The 21,071-nt window shown below is 65.3% G+C and carries 22 protein-coding genes; 9 read left to right on the top strand and 13 right to left on the bottom strand.

The window, feature by feature from the left end; genetic code table 11:
• Window positions 1-126: 126 nt before the first annotated feature.
• A complete protein-coding gene (locus ACQ4MJ_RS20610; protein WP_121421825.1) occupies window positions 127-462 on the top strand; it encodes a DMT family transporter in 336 nt (111 codons plus the stop codon).
• Here the strand turns inward: ACQ4MJ_RS20610 and ACQ4MJ_RS20615 are convergent.
• Window positions 456-1,211, bottom strand: a complete 756-nt coding sequence (locus tag ACQ4MJ_RS20615; protein WP_431173670.1) for a zf-TFIIB domain-containing protein — start codon at window positions 1,209-1,211, stop codon at window positions 456-458. The genes ACQ4MJ_RS20610 and ACQ4MJ_RS20615 overlap by 7 nt on opposite strands.
• A gap of 146 nt (window positions 1,212-1,357) precedes the next feature.
• Here ACQ4MJ_RS20615 and ACQ4MJ_RS20620 point away from each other — a divergent pair, with 146 nt between their 5' ends.
• The 5 genes from ACQ4MJ_RS20620 (at window position 1,358) to ACQ4MJ_RS20640 (ending at window position 7,214) form a co-directional block, all read left to right on the top strand.
• A complete protein-coding gene (locus tag ACQ4MJ_RS20620; RefSeq protein ID WP_431151450.1) occupies window positions 1,358-2,647 on the top strand; it encodes a solute carrier family 23 protein in 1,290 nt (429 codons plus the stop codon).
• Window positions 2,648-2,789: 142 nt separating this feature from the next.
• Entirely contained in the window at window positions 2,790-4,331 is a 1,542-nt protein-coding gene (locus ACQ4MJ_RS20625) for an acetyl-CoA hydrolase/transferase family protein (protein WP_431151449.1), read from the top strand.
• Window positions 4,332-4,489: 158 nt separating this feature from the next.
• Window positions 4,490-5,641, top strand: a complete 1,152-nt coding sequence (locus ACQ4MJ_RS20630; protein WP_055396212.1) for an ABC transporter substrate-binding protein — start codon at window positions 4,490-4,492, stop codon at window positions 5,639-5,641.
• Between the two features lie 102 nt (window positions 5,642-5,743).
• The gene (locus ACQ4MJ_RS20635; protein ID WP_431151448.1) at window positions 5,744-6,652 is read left to right on the top strand and encodes a hypothetical protein; all 909 of its coding nucleotides are present in this window, start codon (window positions 5,744-5,746) and stop codon (window positions 6,650-6,652) included.
• A gap of 139 nt (window positions 6,653-6,791) precedes the next feature.
• Window positions 6,792-7,214: a hotdog fold thioesterase gene (locus ACQ4MJ_RS20640; protein ID WP_218301357.1), complete on the top strand. Its 423-nt coding sequence runs from the start codon at window positions 6,792-6,794 to the stop codon at window positions 7,212-7,214.
• A 197-nt stretch (window positions 7,215-7,411) separates the two neighbouring features.
• Here ACQ4MJ_RS20640 and ACQ4MJ_RS20645 read toward each other — a convergent pair whose 3' ends face one another.
• Both ACQ4MJ_RS20645 and ACQ4MJ_RS20650 read right to left on the bottom strand, forming a co-directional pair.
• Entirely contained in the window at window positions 7,412-7,981 is a 570-nt protein-coding gene (locus ACQ4MJ_RS20645; protein ID WP_121421821.1) for a cob(I)yrinic acid a,c-diamide adenosyltransferase, read from the bottom strand.
• A gap of 238 nt (window positions 7,982-8,219) precedes the next feature.
• Window positions 8,220-8,660, bottom strand: coding sequence for a hypothetical protein (locus ACQ4MJ_RS20650; RefSeq protein WP_431151447.1), 441 nt, complete (start codon window positions 8,658-8,660; stop codon window positions 8,220-8,222).
• A 347-nt stretch (window positions 8,661-9,007) separates the two neighbouring features.
• On the opposite strand from ACQ4MJ_RS20650, the gene ACQ4MJ_RS20655 reads away from it, so the two are divergent.
• A complete protein-coding gene (locus ACQ4MJ_RS20655; protein ID WP_431151446.1) occupies window positions 9,008-9,370 on the top strand; it encodes an EF-hand domain-containing protein in 363 nt (120 codons plus the stop codon).
• Between the two features lie 130 nt (window positions 9,371-9,500).
• On the opposite strand, the gene ACQ4MJ_RS20660 is transcribed toward ACQ4MJ_RS20655, so the two are convergent.
• The 10 genes from ACQ4MJ_RS20660 to ACQ4MJ_RS20705 all read right to left on the bottom strand — a co-directional run bounded on the left by ACQ4MJ_RS20660 (window position 9,501) and on the right by ACQ4MJ_RS20705 (window position 17,941).
• A complete protein-coding gene (locus tag ACQ4MJ_RS20660; RefSeq protein ID WP_431151445.1) occupies window positions 9,501-10,304 on the bottom strand; it encodes an amino acid ABC transporter ATP-binding protein in 804 nt (267 codons plus the stop codon).
• On the bottom strand, window positions 10,288-10,941 hold the full coding sequence (locus ACQ4MJ_RS20665; RefSeq protein WP_431151444.1) for an amino acid ABC transporter permease: 654 nt from the start codon (window positions 10,939-10,941) through the stop codon (window positions 10,288-10,290). The genes ACQ4MJ_RS20660 and ACQ4MJ_RS20665 overlap by 17 nt, the downstream gene beginning before the upstream one ends.
• A 6-nt stretch (window positions 10,942-10,947) precedes the next feature.
• A complete protein-coding gene (locus ACQ4MJ_RS20670) occupies window positions 10,948-11,622 on the bottom strand; it encodes an amino acid ABC transporter permease (RefSeq protein WP_431151443.1) in 675 nt (224 codons plus the stop codon).
• 68 nt (window positions 11,623-11,690) lie between these two features.
• Window positions 11,691-12,512: a transporter substrate-binding domain-containing protein gene (locus ACQ4MJ_RS20675; RefSeq protein ID WP_055396171.1), complete on the bottom strand. Its 822-nt coding sequence runs from the start codon at window positions 12,510-12,512 to the stop codon at window positions 11,691-11,693.
• Window positions 12,509-13,306, bottom strand: coding sequence for a GntR family transcriptional regulator (locus ACQ4MJ_RS20680; RefSeq protein WP_121507979.1), 798 nt, complete (start codon window positions 13,304-13,306; stop codon window positions 12,509-12,511). The genes ACQ4MJ_RS20675 and ACQ4MJ_RS20680 overlap by 4 nt, the downstream gene beginning before the upstream one ends.
• Before the next feature lie 214 nt (window positions 13,307-13,520).
• On the bottom strand, window positions 13,521-13,934 hold the full coding sequence (locus ACQ4MJ_RS20685) for a DUF2752 domain-containing protein (RefSeq protein ID WP_370628762.1): 414 nt from the start codon (window positions 13,932-13,934) through the stop codon (window positions 13,521-13,523).
• Window positions 13,935-13,955: 21 nt separating this feature from the next.
• Window positions 13,956-14,528, bottom strand: coding sequence for a hypothetical protein (locus ACQ4MJ_RS20690; RefSeq protein ID WP_228896990.1), 573 nt, complete (start codon window positions 14,526-14,528; stop codon window positions 13,956-13,958).
• 100 nt (window positions 14,529-14,628) lie between these two features.
• Window positions 14,629-16,152 carry a carboxylesterase/lipase family protein gene (locus ACQ4MJ_RS20695; protein ID WP_218301360.1) on the bottom strand — a complete coding sequence of 508 codons (1,524 nt, stop codon included), beginning with the start codon at window positions 16,150-16,152 and terminating at the stop codon, window positions 14,629-14,631.
• Window positions 16,149-17,156, bottom strand: coding sequence for a Bug family tripartite tricarboxylate transporter substrate binding protein (locus ACQ4MJ_RS20700; protein WP_218301361.1), 1,008 nt, complete (start codon window positions 17,154-17,156; stop codon window positions 16,149-16,151). The genes ACQ4MJ_RS20695 and ACQ4MJ_RS20700 overlap by 4 nt, the downstream gene beginning before the upstream one ends.
• A gap of 98 nt (window positions 17,157-17,254) precedes the next feature.
• The gene (locus ACQ4MJ_RS20705) at window positions 17,255-17,941 is read right to left on the bottom strand and encodes a TetR/AcrR family transcriptional regulator (RefSeq protein ID WP_218301362.1); all 687 of its coding nucleotides are present in this window, start codon (window positions 17,939-17,941) and stop codon (window positions 17,255-17,257) included.
• Between the two features lie 170 nt (window positions 17,942-18,111).
• Between ACQ4MJ_RS20705 and ACQ4MJ_RS20710 the strand changes: the two genes are divergently transcribed.
• Both ACQ4MJ_RS20710 and ACQ4MJ_RS20715 read left to right on the top strand, forming a co-directional pair.
• Entirely contained in the window at window positions 18,112-19,536 is a 1,425-nt protein-coding gene (locus ACQ4MJ_RS20710; protein WP_218301363.1) for an FAD-binding oxidoreductase, read from the top strand.
• A 739-nt stretch (window positions 19,537-20,275) separates the two neighbouring features.
• Window positions 20,276-20,935 carry a class I SAM-dependent methyltransferase gene (locus ACQ4MJ_RS20715; RefSeq protein ID WP_431151442.1) on the top strand — a complete coding sequence of 220 codons (660 nt, stop codon included), beginning with the start codon at window positions 20,276-20,278 and terminating at the stop codon, window positions 20,933-20,935.
• Window positions 20,936-21,071 lie beyond the last annotated feature (136 nt).

Here is a 21,071-nt window from a genome sequence, read left to right on the forward strand (position 1 = left end):
GGTGTTCTTGATGGATCGCAAGGGCGTGGCTACACTGCGGCACTTCACCATCTGGGTACCGCTTCATCGTACTGCCCGTGTCACTCGGTACAAGTGACAAACGGGCATGTTCGGCCAAGGTGCCCCATGAATCCAAACCTATCGGCCTGGCTGCTCGTCGCAGCCAGCGTCATTGCAGAAGTTGCCGGAACCGTCGCGCTCAAGTACTCCGATGGCTTTTCCAGACTCCTCCCGTCAGGCATGGCAGCTGCGTGCTACGCACTCGCCATCTGGCTCATGGCCGTGGCCATGCGCCAGCTCGACATGGGCCTCACCTATGCAGTGTGGGCGGCCAGCGGCACGGCGGCCGCAGCCGTGGTGGGGATGGCGCTGTTTGGCGAGCCAGTGGGCGTCATCAAAGTAGTGGGTCTGGTGTGCGTGGTGGGAGGCGTTGTCATGCTCCACCTCGGAAGCCCTCAGTGATGGCTTCTGGTGTTGATCAAGGCCCACACCAACTCCACCCCGGCCGTCAGCAGATCGCCCGTGAATGAGCTGTCGCTCGCATCACTGGCGCTGGTGAACGCGCGCTTTTGCCGCTCGCGTTCGGCGCGGCTGCGGTCGCGCTCCAGGGCCACCAGGGCGTCGCCGATGTCCACCGGGGGGGTGGCGTGGGTGGTGCGCTCGGTGCTGGCCTTGGCGTAGCCCTCCATGGCGCGCACCACGGCGTCGGGGTCGATGAGGGAGAACGCGGCGCGGCAGTAGGGGCAGGCGTGGTCCTTGCGGATGTCCACGGGGGCGCCACAGCTGGTGCAGTAGATGGCGCCCACGCGTTTGGCCAGGTCGTCGATCTCGGGGCGCGTCATGTGGCGCACAAAGCCTTTTTCGACCATGAAGGACGAGAAGGTGCTGAAGCGGCCATGCAGGCGGGCGCAGCGGTAGATCATGTAGCGGCCGCTGCGCACCACGTCAAAACCTTTGGCCAGGCTGGTGTTGCAGCGCGGGCAGGCCATGCGTTCTGCCAGGGGCTGGTGCTGGTCGGTGCGGTGTTCGTGCAGCAGGCGGAACAGCTCGACCACCGACTGGGGCGCGAGCTTGAGGTTTTCGTGCCTGTCAAACCACAGGCCCTGGCAGGCAAAACAGATGTCCAGCTCCAGCGAGTGCCCCTGGTTGCTGGTGAACCGGTGGGCCTGCATGGGCTGGCGGCAGTTGGGGCAGGACGGCTGAGAGTGCATGGCGGCGGTGCCCACAAGGGGCAGAGCGGGGTAGGCCCAAATGCTAACCCGGGGCACAGCGAGCGCCCGGCGAAAGAGTTGCAGCTTCGCGGCATTGCCTCACCCATCCACTAGCATTCGCGCCTCAACAACAAGGAACCGACAAGATGGGATTCATGAACTGGCGCACAAAAAGCGCTGAGGTGCTGCAACAAGGTTGGGTGATTGGGCCCGATGAGCGGCTGCCCTGGCCGCAGACGGCGGTGATGGGGGTGCAGCACGTGATTGCGATGTTTGGGGCCACGGTGCTGGCGCCCATCCTGATGGGCTTTGACCCGAACGTGGCGATTTTGATGAGCGGCGTGGGCACGCTGATCTTCTTCCTGGTCACGGGCGGCAAGGTGCCCAGCTACCTGGGGTCGAGCTTTGCGTTCATTGGCGTGGTGATTGCGGCCACGGGCTACGCGGGCAAAGGGGCCAACGCCAACATTGCCGTGGCGCTGGGCGGCATCATTGCGTGTGGCCTGGTCTACACGCTCATCGGCGCGCTGGTGCAGGCCATTGGCACGGGCTGGATCGAGCGCTTCATGCCGCCCGTGGTCACGGGCTCGGTGGTGGCGGTGATCGGGCTGAACCTCGCGGGCATTCCCATCAAGAACATGGCGGCCAGCAACTTTGACAGCTGGATGCAGGTGGTGACCTTTGTGAGCGTGGGCCTGGTGGCCGTGCTCACGCGCGGCATGGTGCAGCGCCTGCTGATTCTGGTGGGCTTGATCGTGGCGAGCATCATCTACGCGGTGCTGACCAACGGCCTGGGGCTGGGCAAGCCCATGGACCTGTCCGCACTGGCCAACGCCGCATGGTTTGGTTTGCCCAACTTTGCTGCGCCGGTGTTCGAAGCCAATGCCATGCTGCTGATTGCGCCCGTGGCCATCATCCTGGTGGCCGAGAACCTGGGCCACATCAAGGCCGTGACGGCCATGACGGGCCAGGACCTGGACCGCTACATGGGCCGCGCGTTCATTGGCGACGGCGTAGCCACCATGGTGAGCGGCGCTGCAGGCGGCACAGGCGTGACCACCTACGCCGAAAACATTGGTGTGATGGCCGCCACCAAGATCTATTCCACCGCCGTGTTCTTGCTGGCGGGCGTGTTTGCGCTGGTGCTGGGCTTTTCCCCCAAGTTCGGCGCGCTGATCCAGACCATTCCGCTGCCGGTGATGGGCGGCGTGTCCATCGTGGTGTTTGGCCTGATCGCGGTGGCGGGCGCCAAGATCTGGGTGGACAACAAGGTGGACTTTTCGCAGAACAAGAACCTCATCGTGGCGGCCATCACCCTCATCCTGGGCACGGGCGACTTCACGCTCAAGTTCGGCCAGTTTGCGCTGGGCGGCATCGGCACCGCCACGTTCGGGGCGATCCTGCTGTACGCGCTGCTCAACCGCAAAGCGGCGTAATCTGCGGGTATGGGGACGCCGGACCGCATTTGTAAGGGTTAACCCTTAATTTGTAAGGAACGAAGGCTAGCATCCTGGGTTTTGTCCACAGGGCCATCCGCTCACCGGGCGGGTGGCCTTTTTCTTTTTGCGGAGTTTGTTCATGTCCCTGGCCGATCGGGTGCTGTACCCCGACTTTCTCTCCCGCACCATGTCCGCCGATGAAGCGGCCGCCCTGATCCCTGCCGGCGCCCATGTGGGCATGAGCGGATTCACCGGCGCGGGCTACCCCAAGGCTGTGCCGGGCGCGCTGGCCCGCCGCATCGAAAGCCTGAACGCGCAGGGCCATGGCTTCAAGATCGGTCTGTGGACGGGGGCCAGCACCGCGCCTGAGCTGGACGGCGCACTGGCCCAGGTGGACGGCATCGAGATGCGCCTGCCCTACCAGTCCGACCCGACGGTGCGCCGCCAGATCAATGCGGGGCAGATGCAGTATGTGGACATCCACCTGTCGCACGTGGCGCAGTTTGTGTGGTTCGGTTTTCTGGGCAAGCTGGATGTGGCCGTGGTCGAGGTGGCGGGCGTGTTGCCCGACGGGCGGCTGATCCCCTCGTCTTCGGTGGGCAACAACAAGACCTGGCTGGACCAGGCCGACAAAATCATCCTGGAGGTGAACGCATGGCACCACCCGGGGTTGGAGGGCATGCACGACATCTACTACGGCACCGATGTGCCGCCGCACCGCAAGCCCATCCCCATGACGCGACCCGACGAGCGCATCGGCGAACCCTACCTGCGCTGCGACCCGTCCAAGGTGATCGCGGTGGTGATGACCAACCAGCCCGATCGCAACAGTGTGTATGCCGCGCCGGACGACACCTCCAACCGCATTGCGGGCCACATCATCGAGTTCCTGCAGCACGAGGTGAAGAAGGGCCGCCTGCCCCAGGACCTGCTGCCGCTGCAGTCGGGCGTGGGCAACATCGCCAACGCGGTGCTGGCGGGGCTGAACAACGGCCCGTTCGAGAACCTCACGGCCTATACCGAGGTGCTGCAGGACGGCATGCTGGACATGCTGCGCTCGGGTACGCTCGCAAGCGCCTCGGCCACGGCGCTGTCGCTGAGCCCGGCGGCCATGCAGGACTTCAACGAGCGCATCGACTTCTACAAGCAGCGCATCGTGCTGCGCCCGCAGGAGATCAGCAACCACCCCGAGCTGATCCGACGCATGGGCCTGATTGCGATGAACGGCATGATCGAGGCCGACATCTACGGCAACGTCAACTCGACCCACATCATGGGCTCCGCCATCATGAACGGCATCGGCGGCTCGGGCGACTTTGCGCGCAATGCCTACCTGTCGATCTTCATGACGCCGTCGCTGGCCAAGAACGGCAGCATCTCCTGCATCGTGCCCATGGCCTCGCATGTGGACCACACCGAGCACGATGTGCAGATCCTTGTGACCGAGCAGGGTTTGGCCGACCTGCGTGGGCACTCGCCCTCGCAACGGGCGCAGATCATCATCGACCGCTGCGTGCACCCCGACTTCCGCCCTGCGCTGCACGACTACGTGGCCCGCGCCAAGCGGGGCGCCGTGGGCCAGCACACACCGCACCTGCTGAACGAGGCGTTGTCGTGGCACCAGCGGTATGTGGAGACGGGCAGCATGCGCGCGCCAGCGGGCCCTGGCAGCACGGTGTAAAGAGGACACCCCCAGGCCTGCCAGGCCTTTGACAGCCAATTGCCAGCCTGGGCAGATAAAATCAGGGTTAACCCTAGGTCTATCGACCTCCCCCAGTCCACCCTCCACCAGCCCCCATCCGGGGCTGGTGGCTTTTTTGCCTGCGAGTTTTTTTGACCATGCAACGCCGTCAGTTCACCCAATCCCTTGTGGCCGCAAGCACCGGCCTGCTGCTTGCCACCTCTTCGCGCGCCGTGGGCGTGCAGGACCCCATGGACGCCAAGAGCGTGACCATTGGCTGCTCGCTGGGCACCACCGGCGCACTGGCCAGCCTGGGCAAGGAATTGAAACAAGGGCTGGACGCAGGCATTGCGCAGGCCAACGCCAAGGGCATCCATGGCCGCGAGATCAAGCTGCTGGCACTGGACGACGGCTACGACGCCGCGCGCTCCGAAGACAACGTGCGAAAGCTGATTGCCGACGCCAACGTGGTCTCGCTGATCTCCTGCATGGGCACGGCCAACAACCAGCGCATCCTGCCGCTGGTGGACGAGGCGCAGATCCCCTATGTGGCCCCACAGAGCGGTGCCACGTCGCTGCGCAAGGCCGAGTACCGATCGGTGTTCCACGTGCGCGCCAGCTACGCCGACGAAGCCCAGCGCCTCACACAAAAGCTGGTGTCCATGGGCATGAACGACCTGGCCATCGTGTACCAAGACACGGCGTTTGGCCGCGAGTTTCTGGCGGACGTGAACAAGGCCATGGCCGCCGCCAAGCAACCAGCACCCAAGGCTTTCAAGCTGGATGCACAGGGCGCGCAGGTGCCCGATGTGGTGGGCAAGGCCGTGGCCGCCAAGGCCGCCGCTGTGCTTCTCGGAACCGCAGGTGACGTTACCGCCACACTGGTCAACGAGTTCAAGAAGGTGTCGTCCAGCACGCCGCTGGCCGCCACCAGCGTGGCGCTGTCGGGCGACAACCTGCGCCAGCTGGGCGGCAAGGCCTCGGGCATTGCGCTGTCGATGGTGCTGCCCGACGCGGCCCGCACGAGTGTGGCCGTGGTGCGCGACTACCAGAAGGCCATGCGCGCGCTGGGCTACCAGGAGTTTTCGGCCCGCAGCTTTGAAGGCTATGTGAATGCCCGCGTGCTCACCGAAGGCCTGGAACGCGCCGGACGTGAGCTCACCCGCGCCAAGTTGCGCAGCGCACTGGCCGGTATCCGCAGCAGCGACCTGGGTGGCCTGTCCATCGACTACGCCGGCGGCGCGCCGTATGTGGGCTCGCGCTTTCTGGACCTGGGGGTGATGGGCGCCAACGGCAAGTTTGTGGGCTGAGGATTGATCGTCCGAACCATGCCGTGTCAGCTGTGCTAGGCGTCTGTAACGCCCTTTCCTTGGACCGACTATAGAGGGTTGTTGTCTGGCAATTGCTTCTGCATGCACAGCATCTATCCGCTGCGCATACTGCACAATGCCCCGGCCGAAGAGAGGGAGAAACTTCGGCTCCACACAAGCCTCTGTGGTGTGTCACCGCCGAGGCCACGACCATCTTCAGTGATCGATTGCATGAAAAATCTCGCATTGTTGACCTTGCCTCGGATGATTGGGGCCGCCCTGGTGGCGTGCAGCTTTCAGGTGTATGCGCAGGCCCCCATTGACGTAAAAATCCTGGGCGTGACTTTTATCGAGGCCCCTCCTGGCAGAGACAAAAATCTGGTTCCGTTTGCTGCCACCGGCGACATGGCAAAGGTGGAGGTCAACGCTATTGCCACCACGCGCTCCGGTCTTTTCACCCAGTGGACGAACTCGTTCTTTGACAAAGGCGACGTGCGAGTGACGGCGGTGTTCCCCGACAAAACCACCCAGAGCCTAGGTCAGGCGGACATCGCCAGCTTTCCGAAATTTTCAACCGACGCTCGCTCACGCAGCTTCGCACTGACCCTCAACCGGCTGCCCGACAAGGCGGTGACCGGACTGATCTTCGAAGGGACGGTCCCCCTCAGCGTGGCCAAGCGGACCACAAAAGCGGCCCAGGCTTTCGACCCGGAACGCCCAGGCCCCATCAAGCTGGGCGGGGTAGACATCAAGCAGTTCAAGGTAGATGGAAAGAGCGTCCAGTTCCAGGGCAATGACACGCTGTTGCGCATCAAGACGCTGTCCTTCAAGCTCTCCTCCGGCCAAGTGGTGCAAGCCGAGCGCGGCGCATCGGCGCGTATGAACAACGAACACCAGCAAACGTGGAATATCGACACAGCCTTTACCCGCGGCGAACTGCAGGCCGAGCTGTACGAAGACATGGAGACCGTGCGCCAACCCGTGCGTTTTGTCATCGGCCGCCCCTGGTAACGCCGCTTGCGTAGTGAGCGCACTGACAGAGGGCATACAGCAAAGCTGAGAGCGTACATAGGAAGCTCCACCTGCTCACCCCGGGCCATAGGCACAATCGCGGCTCGTACTGACCCGGCTCTGACGCCCGTTGAACACCATGCCCATCTGGAAAAAACCCATCGACCTGGCCCTGCTGGAGGCCGCCAACCGCAACACCGCCGTAGAGCACCTGGGCATTGAATTTGTCGAGGTGGGTGACGATTTTCTGCGTGCACGGGTGCCCGTGGACCACCGCACCGTGCAACCCTTTCGCCTGCTGCACGGCGGGGTCAGCGTGGTGCTGGCGGAGTCGCTGGGCTCCACCGGCGCCTACTACACCCTGCCCGACGGTTACCGCGCCGTGGGCCTGGACATCAACGCCAACCACCTGCGCTCTGCCACCAGCGGCTGGGTGACCGGGACGGCACGGCCCGTGCACATTGGCCGCACCACGCATGTGTGGCACATCGATATGCACAACGAAGCGGGTGAGCTGACCTGCGTGTCGCGGCTGACGATGGCGATCCTGGCACCGAGATAAGGTACGTCCCCCTGAGGCACTGCGTGCCTTCCCCCTTCTCTCGAATCGCAGGCGCGATTCGGGAAGGGGGACGCAGCCCTCGCTGCGGGGCGGCCCTTGCTCGGCTGCCCTGGCCTGGCGCGCGCCAGTTGCAAAAGGCAGTGAAAATATGAGGAAAATTGGCCGCTACCGCAAGACCGTCAAGCGTAAGCAGCTATCTATTCAGTAGCATTCTGCTGCGCCAGGCGCTCGCTTTTCCAGTACACGTCATCGCCACCGTCCATGCGGTTGAGCACGCGGGCGAGCACGAACATCAGGTCGGACAGGCGGTTGAGGTACTGCCGGGGTGCGTCGTTGATGGCCTCTTCGTTGCCCAGCGCCACCACCACACGCTCCGCGCGGCGCGCCACGGTGCGGCAGACATGGGCTTGCGCGGCGGCGCGGGTGCCTGCGGGAAGGATGAACTCCTGCAGCCGGGGCAGCGCCGCGTTGTGGTGGGCCAACGCCTCATCGAGCGCCAGTACCGCCTCGGCCTTGAGCAGTTCGTAGCCGGGAATCGACAACTCGCCCCCTAGGTTGAACAGCTGGTGCTGCACCTCGACAAGCAGCTCGCGCACATCGGCGGGAACGCGCTCGCAAAGCAGCAGGCCGATGTGGGAGTTGAGTTCGTCCACGTCGCCCAGAGCATGGATGCGCAAGCTGTTTTTGGAAACGCGTTGGTTGTTGCCCAGTCCGGTGGTACCGGCGTCGCCGGTGCGCGTGGCGATCTGTGTGAGTCGGTTGCCCATGGGGTGCCTCGATAAGGTGGAGCGCAGGTGGCAGGGGCGCCGCATGCGGTGGAAGAATTCGCAGATTCTCCGCCACCCAGGCCCACTGCGGTGGGAGGGGGCCTATCACCCTGCTCTCCGCACAAGAAGCCACATTGCGATATGGCTTCACCGTGCTCCGCGCTGCCCAGACAGACCAACGCCCCTGCCATCACATGCAGGGGCGTTGGTTCGAACCCGTTGGCTACGCACGGCCCGATCAGTGGGTCATGGGGGTGCGGTTGAGCTTGTCAATGTCGGCGGTGGATACGCCCGTGTTCGTGGGCTGCAGGGTGTTCCAGGCGTTCGCATGGTAGATGTCCCACTCCTTGCGCGACACCATCCCGTCGCCATTGCTGTCCATCAAGCGTGCATTGACACGCGTCTGTGCGGTGGCTGCGGCCTTGCCGCCTGCTGCACTGGGGTTGATTTCGGCCACAGGGGCGGCACGGCCGTCACCCGCGGTGGGGTTGGCGGGTGCTGCGCTGCTCTGGCTGCTGCGCATGTCCACCTTGTTCTGGGCATTGGCAGCCGCAGCGCCGCCCGATGCGGTGGGGTTGACTTCTGCAGGCGGACGCGCGGTGACATTGGCGGGGGCTTGTGCCAAGGCGGCGGTGCACGCCAGTGTGGCCAGGGCGGCGAGGATGGTTTGCTTTTGCATGAAAGGCTCCTTCGATAAAACACCAGAACAAGCGAATTGCTTGGATTCATTGTTTTGGCGCGCACGCCCGTCGCTTGTAGGACGTACACGGGCCTGCCGGTCATCCTGCGCACAAGCGCCGCCGTGGGGCATGCCGCCCCAAGCCTCTCTCTCCGATGCCAGGGCTGCAGCCAACCTGCGAGCTACTTCTGGCTACATCCACCCGCAAAAACTACATGTGCCGGTACTGCCGGGTTACACCACGCTGGGAAATGTTGACCTGGGCAACAGCAGGCAAGAGTGCTGGCCTTCACCACCGTGCTGCGGTGCAATGCAACCCTGTTCAACTTCGAAGGAGCTTAGCTTCCATGAAAGCACTGCAACGACGCACCTATTCGTTCGACACGCGCAGCGTGATGCTTTTCGCCGCCATCTCCCTGGGCGGCGCGGGCGCATTGCAAGCACAGACCACTTCGGCATCGCCCCAGCCCGCCCCAGCCAGTAAAACGGCACCCCAGGCGGACTCCAAATATTCGTATGGCCCCGGCACCGGCAACCCGTCCAGGGCGGCCACCACGGCATTCAACCGCGCAGACCTCGACAAGGACGGCCAGCTGACCGAGAAGGAAGCGACCCAGCTGCCGGCCATCAGCCAGCGCTTCAAGGAACTGGACAAGGACCACAGCGGCGCACTGTCACCCTCAGAATTCGAGAAGGGCCTTCTGTCCTGATTTTTTGTGAGGCGCCTGGACCTGGCACGGTACCAGCCTCCGGGTGGCCTCTGGGATGTAGCGGGCCATTGGGGCCTGCGGACCCGCCTGCCCTGGAACTCTCCAGACCGTAGGCGGGCTTTGTTTTGGGTCAGTCGTGCAGCGACGACAGGAACTGCTGCAGCTCCGGCGTCTGCGGGTTGCCAAACAGCTCGGCGGGCGCACCTGTTTCATGCACACGGCCCTGGTGCATGAAGATCACGCGGTCACTCACCTTGCGGGCAAACGCCATCTCGTGTGTGACGATCATCAGTGTCATGCCTTCAAGTGCCAGCGACTCCACCACGCGCAGCACCTCGCCCACCAGCTCTGGATCCAGCGCCGAGGTGATCTCGTCGCACAGCAGCACCTGCGGCTCCATGGCCAGCGCGCGCGCAATGGCCACGCGCTGCTGCTGCCCGCCCGAGAGCTGATCGGGCATGGCGTCAAACTTTTCGGCCAGACCCACACGTTCGAGCAGCTTGCGCGCCTGCGCTTCTGCCGTCTTGGCATCACGCGCCTTCACCAGCGTGGGCGCCAGCATGATGTTGCGGCCCACGCTCAGGTGGGGAAACAGGTTGAAGCTCTGGAAGATCATGCCCACCTGCTGGCGCAACTCCCGCATGGCAGCGGGGCTGTCGTGCATGAGTTTCTTGCCGTTGACGCTCAGAGCGCCTTCCTGAAAAACCTCCAGCCCGTTCACGCAGCGCAGCAGCGTGCTCTTGCCCGAGCCGCTTTTTCCGATGATGGCAATCACCTCGCCCTTTTGCACTTTGAGATCGATGCCCTTGAGCACTTCGTTGGTGCCGTAAGACTTGCGCAGGGCCGTGATGTCCACGATGGGTGGATCGCTCACCACGATGCCATCGTGGGCGGGAGTGGGGGTAGCCGTGGTGGCTTCAGCGGCGGTTGCCATGGAGTTTCCTTTCAAGCAATTGCGCCACCAGGCTTACCGGAAAGCACAAAACAAAATACAGCAGGGCGACACAGGCGTAGACGAGGAAGGGCTGGTAGGTGGCGTTGGAGATCATGCTGCCCGCCTTGGTCAGCTCGACAAAACCAATCACCGAAGCCAGCGCCGTACCCTTGATCACCTGCACCAGAAAACCCACCGTGGGCGGCACCGCAATGCGCAGCGCCTGCGGCAGCACCACATGGCGCAGCTGCTCGCCAAAGTTGAGTGCCAGGCTCTGCGCGGCCTCCCACTGGCCCTTGGGGATGGAGGCCACACAGCCGCGCCAGATCTCGGTGAGGTAGGCGCTGGTGTAGAGCGTCAGCGCCACGGCCGCGGCCGTCCATGGTGAGGTCTTGATGCCAAAAAGCGCAATGCCGAAATACGCCAGGAACAGCTGCATGAGCAGCGGCGTGCCCTGGAACACCTGCACATAGGCACCGATCAAACGCTCGGTGCCACGCACCTTGGACAAGCGCAGCACCAGCAGCAGCAGGCCTACCAGGCCGCCACCGATGAAGGCGATGAGGGACAGGGATACCGTCCAGCGCGCTGCCAGCAGCAGGTTGCGCAGGATGTCCCACAGAGAGAACTCGACCATGGCGGCTTACCTCCCGACCAGGAAACGTGCACCCGCCCACATCAGCAGGCGGCGGGTGAGCATGGACAGTACCAGGTACACGGCAGTGGCCAGGATGAAGGCCTCGAAAGCGCGGAAGGTGTTGCTGGAGATGAGGTTGGCGGCGTAGCTCAGCTCGGGTGTGGAGATCTGCCCGCACACGGCCGATCCCAGCATCACGATGATGATCTGGCTGACCATGGCGGGCCACACCTTTTGCAGCGCGGGCGGCAGCACCACGCGCCGGAAGGTCTGGCCCGGCGTCAGCGCCAGACTGTGCGCGGCTTCGATCTGGCCGCGTGGCGTGGCCTCGATGCCTGCGCGGATGATTTCGGCGGAATACGCGCCCAGGTTGATCACCATGGCCAGCACCGATGCAAACTCGGGCGAGAGCTTGAGCCCCAGCGCGGGCAGCCCGAAGAACAGGAAGAACAGCTGCACGATGAAAGGCGTGTTGCGCACCAGCTCCACATAGCTGGCCACGGCCCAGCGCAGCGCAGTGGGCCGGTGGCCCAGGTTGCGCGCACGCGCCCAGGCGCAGACCGTGCCCAGCAACAGGCCCAGCACGGTGCCCACAATGGTGAGGCCGATGGTCCAGGCCACGCCACGCACCAGCAAAGGCCACGACGCGAGGACGGCAGAAAAATCGAGCGCAATCAGCATGCTTGTGCCCTGCGCCGCTTGTCGCGCCGCAGGCCCTTGGGTTTCAGCAATTCATCCTGTACACAGCATCACAGGGGCAGATCGCCCGCAGGGCGGCCCAGCCACTTGCTGGACATCTTGTCGATGTCGCCGGATTTGCGCGCCTCGGCAATGATTTCGTTCACACGCAGGCGCAGCTTGTCCTCGCCCTTGGCCACGCCGATGAAGTTGGGGCTGTCTTTCAGCAGCAGCTTGTATTCGGTCTGCAGGTTGGGGTTCTTGACCATGATGGTCCCGGCCGTCGATGCGCTTGTGGCAATCGCCTGCGTCTGGCCCGACACGAAGGCGGAGATGCTGGCCGCGTGGTCTTCAAAACGCTTCACGTCCACGCCGGGGGGCGCGACCTTGGCCAGTTCCTGGTCCTCCATGGCGCCACGCGTCACGGCCACGCTCTTGCCCGTGAGGTCGGCAAAACTCTTGATGTTCAGGCTCTTGCTGGCGAACACGGCCTGGAAGAACGGGGCATAGGCCGCAGTGAAGTCGATCACCTTCTCGCGCTCGGGGTTCTTGCCCAGCGTGGAGATGACGAGGTCGGCCTTCTGCGTCTGCAGGTAGGGGATACGGTTGGCGCTGGTCACGGGGATCAGCTCGACCTTCACGCCCAGCTTGGTGGCGATGTAATTGGCCATCTCGACATCCAGGCCCTGGGGCTTGAGGTCGGTGCCGACAAATCCGTAGGGCGGGTAGTCGGTGGGAATGGCGATCTTGATTTCCTTGGCCTTGAGGATGTTGTCCAGCGCGTTCTGCGCGTGGGCGGCGGGCGCCATCAGGGCCGCAGACAGGCCTGCGGCGGCGAACACGCCCAGGGTCAGGCGGCGGGTGGACGAGGTGACGGTGCGGACGGTGGTCATAGCAGGGCTCCTAGGTAGGTGGATGCGTCGGCAGGGGCGTCTGGGTCAGACGCTGGGGGGGTGGAACTCTTGGGGGCAGCGCGGGGCTTGCGCGCGCGGGCTGGTGGGGTGGCTTGTGCAGGGCTCTTGCGCACCGGTGCCAGCGCATCGCGCAGCCCGGCCAGCGGGTCGCTGCTGGCCTGCAGGCGCAGGGCCGACTGCACCGTGCCGATGTGCTCGGACATCAGCGCTTCGGCGCGGGCAATGTCGCCTGCCTCCAGCGCCTCGACGATGCGCACATGGTCGGCGCAGCTCTGCGCCGCATCGTGCGACGACTGGTAGAGCATGGCGATGAGCGTGGTGCGCGCCGTGAAGTCGCGCAGCGTGTCGGCCAGCAGGCTGTTGCCCAGGCATTCAGCCAGGCATACGTGGAAGTCGCCCAATAGAAAGCTGCGCATGCCCACGTCGGTGCCCGCCAGCGCGGCCTTTTCGCGCTGCAGATGGCTTTTGAGCTGGCGCAACGCGGCCTTGTCCACCACCTTGAGCTGGTGCAGCAAGCCCAGTTCGATCACGCGGCGCGCCTCGAAGGCCTCGCGCGCTTCGTCTTGCGATGGCTCGATCACATACCAGCCGCGCCGGGCGCTGACGGTGACGATGCCCCGCGTGGCCAGCCGCGTGAGCGCCTCGCGCACGATGGTGCGGCTGCAGTCGAACAGCATGGCCAGTTGCTGCTCGCCCAGGCGGGAGCCGGGCGCGAGTTTTTGCGCCATCACGGCTTCGATGATGCGGTTGCTGATCTCGGTGGCGGTGGTCATTGCCTGCGGTTACGCAGGTTCCGTGCCAACTGGTATACAAGCCGAATGCACCAGTCTGGCGCACGGAGGCTGTGCACCGGGCGGTTCCCTGGCACCACGGACACGCTGCTTTGCATGCAAGTGGTGCGCGCACATCACAAGCGATGCACGCGCGTGCCCGAAAAGTTGGAAAGGAATAGAGAAAGAAGAACGAGAAAGAAGGCTGGGCACCCGGCTACGCGAGCCCCGCGAGGCGCAGCAGCCAGGGCAGCAGCAATCCGCCGCCCACCGCCACCAGCACTGCCGGATGCCACCACGGCCAGCGCACCGTGCGGTGGTGGCCCAGCGTGCCCTCCACCACCGCCTGGCCCGCCAGCAGCACCAGCCACACCAGCAACAGCACCGCGCCCGGGTTGGCGGCCCAGGCGGCCGCCCAATCGCCCTGGACCAGGGCCGCACACGAATGCGTGCCGCCACACAGCGGGCAGGGCATGCCCGTCAGCGCGCGAAACCCGCAGCCCAGGCCCAGCCCGCCCTGCCCCAGCCACCAGGGCGTAGCGGCCATGGCCAGTGGCCAGCCCAGGCCGAACGCCAGCCGCAGCCGCCGAGCGTTCCCGTCCAGCGTCAGCCAGGCGGGCGATCTGCTCACCGGCACCACTACAGGCCCGGGTCAGAGGGGAGGGAGCGCCACCGGTTCATCGCCCACCAGCTGGCGCGCCATGTAGTAGGAGCCGATGGTGGACAGCGGCAGCGTCAGCAACGCGCCCACCCCGCAGAGCAAAAAGCCCAGCGAACCCACGATGCCCAGCACCAGCGAGCAAAAGAACGCCGAGCCCAGGTTCTTCGTCACGATGCTCCAGGCCTGGTTGAAGGCAGCCACACCATCGCGCTCGCCGCGCGCCACGAGGAACAGCGCCACCGGGGGCAGCGCCATGACCAGCAGGCCGGGGATGAAACACAGCATGAAGCCCAGCGACACCACCAGCGAGCTGATGAGCCCGGCCACAAACGCGGGCACAAAATCGTCAAAGCCCCGGAAGATGTCGCCGATCTGCACCGCCTCACCGCGCGTCTCGCGCTCGATCATGCGCATATAGCCCACCACCATGGGCCCGGCCAGCAGGCCCGCGCTGATGCTGGCCACCACCATCACCAGCAAGGTGCACACCACATGGGTGATGGCGTTGTTCTTGAAGATGCCCCAGGCACCCGACAGGCAATCCCCCACATTGGCTGAAGCCATGGCAACCCCCTCTGTTTGAAGTCGTCAACAAGACGCCGGACCAGTGTAGCGAGCCACCGCTCCGGCATCTACCTCTGCAGCTACCTCGGCGGCTACTTTGTCAGAGAAGACCGTCCCACAGCGAGAGCCGCACAGGCTCCGGGTGGGGCGCATACGCAGGCGACGCCACATCGAACCGCTGAACCAGCGGTTGCACGCCCGCGTACGGCGCCCATCCGGGGTCGCCCCTTTGTGCAAACGCCACCCAGCCCTGGTGCATGGTCGCAGCCAGCGCGGTGGGTGGCCTGGGCCCTGTCAGTTCCTGCCCCGTGGTGGTGTGGAGGTTGCCGAACACAAATGGCAGCTCCACCCCATGAGCTGCCCCCAGGCGCCCCCGCCATTGCGGCGAAGGCCAGCCAAATTCGTAGGCATGGGCACTGTGGGCCCAGCGGCTGGCCAGTGCGGCAATGCGCTGGGCAGGCACGCGGTAGTAGAAGTCGGACTGCAGGGCACACAGCAGTTCGCCGGGCGTTGGGTGTGTGGGCGGTAATGTGGTGCGCAGGACCTGCACCGCGTGCGCGCCCAAACCCACCTCCTGCGCAAAAGCCAGCACCTGCGCCTCGGTCACGCGGTCCATCGCGCCGCCCGGCACGTGGTACAGGCGCATTTCCTCGGCATTGCTGCCCACCAGCACCTGCAAGTCTGGCGGGTGCGCCGCCCACTGCTGCGCCAGCGCCTGCAGCGGCGACGCAACAAGCACCTGCCCGTCCACCACGGGCCGCAGGGGAAAGAAGTTGCGGATGCCCAGGCCGTGCTGCTGCCGCAGGGCCGGGTCTGCCGCGAGGCGGTGCACCGCGTGCAGCACGGCAGGCCGGGCTGCCGCACCCAGCGCAGCCAGAGAGGGCGCCACCCCCACCAGTGCAGCCACAGCGCGGCGTGCAGCGGCGGCCTCTTGCAGCGTCTGGCACGCCACGCTCGGGCTCTGCAAGATGGCGCGCTGCAAGAGCCCGCGCGATGCGGGCATGCCCAGCACACAGGCCAGTGCGCCCGCACCGGCCGACTGGCCGAACCCCGTGACCTGCGCCGGGTCGCCGCCCCAGGCGGAGATGTGCTCGCGCACCCATTGCAGCGCGGCCAACAGGTCCAGCAGGCCGCGATTGGCGGGCGCTGCGCCGCCCCGCGAACCAGCCTCGTCCTCGAAATGCAGGAAACCGTCGATGCCCAAGCGGTACTGCAGCGACACAAACACCACGCCCTGCCGGGCAAATGAAGCGCCGTCGTACAGCGGCTCGCTGGCCGCGCCGCGAAAGAACCCGCCGCCATGCACCCACACCATCACGGGCAGGCGGGCGCCGGGCTCGGCAGGCGGGGCCCATACGTTCACGGCCAGGCAGTCCTCGCCCCCCAGCATGGGCGCATCCGCACGCGCCGTGCGGGGCAGCTGCGGTGCCATCGGCGCAAACTCGGTGGCATCGCGCACGCCAGGCCACGGTAGCGCTGGCACCGGCGCCGCAAAGCGCAAAGTGCCGCTCGGCGCCTGCGCATATGGCACACCCCGGAACACACGAACACCCTGCTCCCACAGGCCGCGCAGCTGCCCGCCATGGGGCAGCGTGACCAGCGGCGCCGCTGTGCTCGCACTCATTCCGTGGCCAGGCCCAGCTTGTCGATCAGCGGGCGCCACACGGCCGCATCGCGGGCCGCCCAGGTGCGGGCATCGCCGGGTGTGGAAGTGGTCAGTGTGACGTTCATGGCTTCCAGGCGGGACTTGTACTGCGCATCACCACCACGGCATTTTTCGGTGACGGCATTGAGCCGGTTCAGCAGCTCGGGCGAGGTGCCTGCCTTGGCCACCACCGCAATCCACGCAGGCCGCGCCAAGTCGCTGGCGGCGGGCAGGGCCTCGGCGATGGTAGGCACATCGGGCAGCAGCGCCGAGCGCTGGGCACCGAACAGCGCCAGCGGCACCAGCTTACCCGCCTTGACCTGCGCCGCCGCCGTGCCAATCACCAACGTCATCGCATGGATCTGCTGGCCCATGAGCGCAGTCAGGCCCGCACCCTCGCCCACAAAAGGCACATGGGTGCCGGGCACACCCAGCTTGTCCACCAGCGCCGAGGTGAGCAGGTGCGCAGGGCTGCCTTTGCCTGGTGAGCCAAAGTTGATCCCGCCGGGCGTGGACCGCGCCAGCTTCTGCAGGTCAGCCAGGCTGGCGATACCCATGCCGGGCGGCACGGCCAACACCAGGGGCGACGTGCCCAGCACGGCCACACCATCAAAGTCGTGTTGCGGGTCATACGGCGGCTGCTTGTAGACATAGGGCGTGATCGTCATCTGCGACATGCCGATGCTCAGCAGGCTGTAGCCGTCGGCAGGCTGGGACTTGAGGTAGTTGATGGCCAGGATGCCATTAGCCCCGGGCTTGTTCTGCACCACCACGGCCTGGCCCAACTCGCGCGCGGCGCAGTCGGCCCACACGCGCGTCATCGCGTCCGAGCCGCTGCCGGGCGGTTGCTGGGCGATGAGCTGGATGGGCTTGGCTGGGTAGCCGCCCGGCTGCTGCGCCAGGGCGCCACCTGCCATGCTGGCCAATCCGGCAAGCACGCTGAGCGCGAGGGTGCGCGGGGCGCGCAAAGAAGCAGAGGTCATGGTGTGTCTCCTGGTGGTGTTGGGTGTGGGTGCGTGCACTTGGCGTGCAGGCCAGATGCGCCCCACGCACGGCGTGGGCATCTGATATCTGATGGGGGTCAGCGGCGGCGCGTGCGCACCTTCGTGGGCGTGCCCGCAGAGGCTGCTGCGGCCTCGCACCGGGTGGCGATCCAGTCGGCCAGGCAGGCCAGCTGCGCCTGATGGACGGCATCGGGCGCTGATGGCTGTGCAGGCGCAAACAGCTGCAGCATCCCCAGCCCGCGCAGCGACGACAGCACCAGGCCCAGCAGGCCATCGCGGTCGGGCTCTGCCGCCAGCTCGGGGAAGGCTGTGAAGAAGCCTTGGTGCATGCGCGCCTGCACGCTCTGGCGCAGCTCGGCAATGTGGCCCAGCACCTCGGGCTGGTTGCGGCAGCCCAGGTAGATGTTCCAGGCCACGATGAAGCGCGGGTGCGCATAGACCAGACTCCACACCGCCTGCACAAACTTCGCGGCCCGTTCGCGCGCGGGCAGTGCCGCGCTGGGCCAGAGTTCGCCCGAGCGCACGGTGGACTCGATCAGCTCGCTCAGCACATTCATCATCAGCACCGCCTTCGACTCGAAGTGGTGCTGCACTGCGCCCGATGTCATGCCCGCCGACTTGGCCAGCTCGTGGATGGACATCTCCTCCAGGCTGCGATGCTGGATCACATCGATGGCCGTGGCGATCAGGTGCTGGCGGGTGGCGGCGCTGCGCTCGGCATGGGTGCGGCGCACCCCGGCCTTGGGGGAAACACGGTGGTTCATGGCGCTTTCACAATATACATTTCGAACGTAATGTATTTATGCAGCCTTGGACCCACAAGTCCGTGAATACCCGCATCCCCGCACAGGCCCAAGTTGGATCACCCAGAGCCCTTGCACGGGGCCGAACCTAGAATGCTTCTCATTGACCGCACCCACCGGAGACACACACCATGAACGCCCCCACCGCTGCCGCCCACCTGCTGCCCGAAATCAAGCTGCGCGACGTGCCCCAGGCCCTCATCGATGCGCTGCAGGCCCGCTTTGCCGCGCAGTGCTCGCTGGCCCAGGCCGTGCGCGAGCAGCACGGGCGTGACGAAGGCTCGCTGCAGGCCCCACCGCCCAGCGCCGTGGTGTTTGCCGAAAGCACGCAGGATGTGGCCGATGCGGTGAAGCTGGCCAGCCAGTACGAAGTGCCTGTGATCCCTTACGGCGCCGGCTCGTCGCTCGAAGGCCACCTGCTGGCCGTGCAGGGCGGCATCAGCATCGACGTGAGCCGCATGAACCAGGTGCTGAGCATCAATGCCGAAGACCTCACGGTGACCGTGCAGCCCGGCATCACGCGCAAAGCACTGAACGATGCGATCAAGGACACAGGCCTGTTTTTCCCCATCGACCCCGGCGCCGACGCCAGCATTGGCGGCATGGCCGCCACCCGCGCCAGCGGCACCAACGCCGTGCGCTACGGCACCATGCGCGAGAACGTGCTTGCGCTGGAGGTGGTGACCGCCAGCGGCGAAGTCATCCACACCGGCACGCGCGCCAAAAAGAGCAGCGCGGGCTACGACCTCACGCGCCTGATGGTGGGCAGCGAAGGCACGCTGGGCGTCATGACCGAGATCACCGTGCGCCTGTACCCGCTGCCCGAGGCTGTGAGCGCGGCCATCTGCTCGTTCCCGAGCATCGAGGCCGCCGTGCGTACCACCATCCAGACCATCCAGATCGGCGTGCCGATTGCGCGCGTGGAACTCATCGACCACCACACCGTGCGCATGGTGAACGCACACAGCAAACTGACCCTGCGCGAAGAACCCATGCTGCTCATGGAGTTCCACGGCTCACCCGCCAGCGTGAAGGAACAGGCCGAGATGGTGCAAGACATCGCCAGCGAATTCGGCGGCCAGGCCTTCGAATGGGCCAGCACGCCCGAAGAACGCACCCGCCTGTGGACCGCCCGGCACAACGCCTACTTCGCGGCCGTGCAAAGCCGCCCCGGCTGCCGCGCCATCAGCACCGACACCTGCGTGCCCATCAGCCGCCTGGCCGACTGCCTGCTCGAATCGGTGGACGAGGTCGAAGCCAGCGGCATCCCCTACTTCCTCGTCGGCCACGTGGGCGACGGCAACTTCCACTTCGGCTACCTCATCGACCCCAACAGCGCCGAAGAACGCACCAAGGCCGAAGCCATGAACCACACGCTGGTGGCCCGCGCCCTCAGCATGGGCGGCACCTGCACCGGTGAGCATGGCGTGGGCATCCACAAGATGGGCTTTTTGCTGGACGAGACCGGCACGGGCGCGGTGGACATGATGCGCGCCATCAAACGCGCGCTGGACCCGAAGAACATCCTGAACCCGGGGAAAATTTTTGCGCTGTGAGTGGGCCGCCTCGTGAACGGGCTCGCTGACTGGCGCGGCTCGGATTGGAGTTTTTTTGGCACCTGGCGCTTGTCTGACAAGCGCGAAAAGCTATTGTTTCTATAGCATTTGTGGTGCACGGCTCGCTTTCACGCCGCTCGATCTGTCCCAGCGCTCCGCCCCGCTCCCATCGGTTGCTGGAAGCGGCACGCTGGAACCGTGCAGCGTTGGTTGGCCGCATGAAGGGCTTGCGCGCCTCTGTGCCGGTCGTGCTGGTCGGTATCGGTTTCTCGGCGGCTGTCGGCGCGTTGGCACTGGCGGTCCTTCCGCCTGGATGGGCTTCGACCACCTACCTGTGGCCCGGCATCCAAACGGCTGCACTCCTTGTCCACATCACTCCCACTGCGGTGGTGTACTGGCTCGTGCCCGAGGGCGGGGCCTCGGCCTACCTACTGCACGTACTGACCGGAGCTTTCGTCTCGTGGGCCGTGCTCTTTGCGCTTGCGGCGTTTGCAATTCGGCGTGACGCCAGGGCGCTCCTCATGCGCAGATCACAGGCTCCTAGAATGAGGCAATGATCAAGTACTCCTTCCCAGCTGCGCCGGTGACTTACAGGCCTCCAGCAAACACCCCCGCAGTCCTGGCCAATGAGTTGATCGACTACCAGGCATGCCCGTTGTGCGAGAGCAAAGCCTTTCGTCCGCTGCGCAGTGCGGACTGTTCCCACCACCCTCGCTACAGCCAAGAACTCTCTCGCACCATGCATTGGAGCCAATGCGCGGCGTGCCAGCATGTTTTTCGCAGCGGCTACTACACCGAAGCAGCGCTGAATATCGTTTTCCGTGGCACCAACGAATCCCAGGTGGTGGGCTATGACCTGGAGCGGCAGCGTTATGTGTCTGCGCAGATGATTGAGAAAGTGCTGCCCTACCAGACCGGCGGCACGTGGCTGGACGTGGGGTTTGGCAATGCATCGCTTCTGTTCACGGCGCACGAGTACGGCTTCGAGCCTGTGGGCCTGTATCTGCGTCCGCAATCGGTGGAAGAGTTGCGCCGATGGGGCGTGGCAGCCCATTGCCAGGATGTCAAAGGGTTCGAGCTGTCTCGCCCCGCCAGTGTGATCAGCATGGCAGATGTGCTGGAGCACATGCCGTATCCCAAGGTGGGCCTGCATGCCGCCCACCGACTGTTGCAACCGGGTGGCGTGCTGCTGATCTCCATGCCCAACTCCGGCTCCATGGTCTGGAAGGCACTGGATGCCGGCAATGCGAACCCGTACTGGGGTGAAATTGAGCACTATCACAACTTCGACCGCGACCGTCTGTATGCATTGCTGGCCGAATGTGGCTTCAAGCCCGTGCGCTATGGCATCAGCCAGCGGTACCGCGTCTGTATGGAAGTGATTGCGGTGAAAGCCTAGGCACGCGGTACACACAACGCGCGCCTACGGTCGGCATGACCCACGGAAGTCCTGACCAACTACCCCTGCGCGAAACACGCCGCAGGGCGTGGATCGACTGGATGCGGTGGCCGTTGGACACGCAGGAGGGGCCAGA

It is taken from the genome of Acidovorax facilis, assembly GCF_050626955.1.
Lineage (GTDB): Bacteria > Pseudomonadota > Gammaproteobacteria > Burkholderiales > Burkholderiaceae_C > Acidovorax > Acidovorax facilis.

What these genes read in the sequence shown, in the direction of transcription:
- ACQ4MJ_RS20610 (WP_121421825.1), top strand. Translation starts at nt 127, where the DNA reads ATGAATCCAAACCTATCGGCCTGGCTGCTCGTCGCAGCCAGCGTCATT.
- ACQ4MJ_RS20615 (WP_431173670.1), bottom strand. Translation starts at nt 1,211, where the DNA reads ATGCACTCTCAGCCGTCCTGCCCCAACTGCCGCCAGCCCATGCAGGCC.
- ACQ4MJ_RS20620 (WP_431151450.1), top strand. Translation starts at nt 1,358, where the DNA reads ATGGGATTCATGAACTGGCGCACAAAAAGCGCTGAGGTGCTGCAACAA.
- ACQ4MJ_RS20625 (WP_431151449.1), top strand. Translation starts at nt 2,790, where the DNA reads ATGTCCCTGGCCGATCGGGTGCTGTACCCCGACTTTCTCTCCCGCACC.
- ACQ4MJ_RS20630 (WP_055396212.1), top strand. Translation starts at nt 4,490, where the DNA reads ATGCAACGCCGTCAGTTCACCCAATCCCTTGTGGCCGCAAGCACCGGC.
- ACQ4MJ_RS20635 (WP_431151448.1), top strand. Translation starts at nt 5,744, where the DNA reads ATGCACAGCATCTATCCGCTGCGCATACTGCACAATGCCCCGGCCGAA.
- ACQ4MJ_RS20640 (WP_218301357.1), top strand. Translation starts at nt 6,792, where the DNA reads ATGCCCATCTGGAAAAAACCCATCGACCTGGCCCTGCTGGAGGCCGCC.
- ACQ4MJ_RS20645 (WP_121421821.1), bottom strand. Translation starts at nt 7,981, where the DNA reads ATGGGCAACCGACTCACACAGATCGCCACGCGCACCGGCGACGCCGGT.
- ACQ4MJ_RS20650 (WP_431151447.1), bottom strand. Translation starts at nt 8,660, where the DNA reads ATGCAAAAGCAAACCATCCTCGCCGCCCTGGCCACACTGGCGTGCACC.
- ACQ4MJ_RS20655 (WP_431151446.1), top strand. Translation starts at nt 9,008, where the DNA reads ATGAAAGCACTGCAACGACGCACCTATTCGTTCGACACGCGCAGCGTG.
- ACQ4MJ_RS20660 (WP_431151445.1), bottom strand. Translation starts at nt 10,304, where the DNA reads ATGGCAACCGCCGCTGAAGCCACCACGGCTACCCCCACTCCCGCCCAC.
- ACQ4MJ_RS20665 (WP_431151444.1), bottom strand. Translation starts at nt 10,941, where the DNA reads ATGGTCGAGTTCTCTCTGTGGGACATCCTGCGCAACCTGCTGCTGGCA.
- ACQ4MJ_RS20670 (WP_431151443.1), bottom strand. Translation starts at nt 11,622, where the DNA reads ATGCTGATTGCGCTCGATTTTTCTGCCGTCCTCGCGTCGTGGCCTTTG.
- ACQ4MJ_RS20675 (WP_055396171.1), bottom strand. Translation starts at nt 12,512, where the DNA reads ATGACCACCGTCCGCACCGTCACCTCGTCCACCCGCCGCCTGACCCTG.
- ACQ4MJ_RS20680 (WP_121507979.1), bottom strand. Translation starts at nt 13,306, where the DNA reads ATGACCACCGCCACCGAGATCAGCAACCGCATCATCGAAGCCGTGATG.
- ACQ4MJ_RS20690 (WP_228896990.1), bottom strand. Translation starts at nt 14,528, where the DNA reads ATGGCTTCAGCCAATGTGGGGGATTGCCTGTCGGGTGCCTGGGGCATC.
- ACQ4MJ_RS20695 (WP_218301360.1), bottom strand. Translation starts at nt 16,152, where the DNA reads ATGAGTGCGAGCACAGCGGCGCCGCTGGTCACGCTGCCCCATGGCGGG.
- ACQ4MJ_RS20700 (WP_218301361.1), bottom strand. Translation starts at nt 17,156, where the DNA reads ATGACCTCTGCTTCTTTGCGCGCCCCGCGCACCCTCGCGCTCAGCGTG.
- ACQ4MJ_RS20705 (WP_218301362.1), bottom strand. Translation starts at nt 17,941, where the DNA reads ATGAACCACCGTGTTTCCCCCAAGGCCGGGGTGCGCCGCACCCATGCC.
- ACQ4MJ_RS20710 (WP_218301363.1), top strand. Translation starts at nt 18,112, where the DNA reads ATGAACGCCCCCACCGCTGCCGCCCACCTGCTGCCCGAAATCAAGCTG.
- ACQ4MJ_RS20715 (WP_431151442.1), top strand. Translation starts at nt 20,276, where the DNA reads ATGCATTGGAGCCAATGCGCGGCGTGCCAGCATGTTTTTCGCAGCGGC.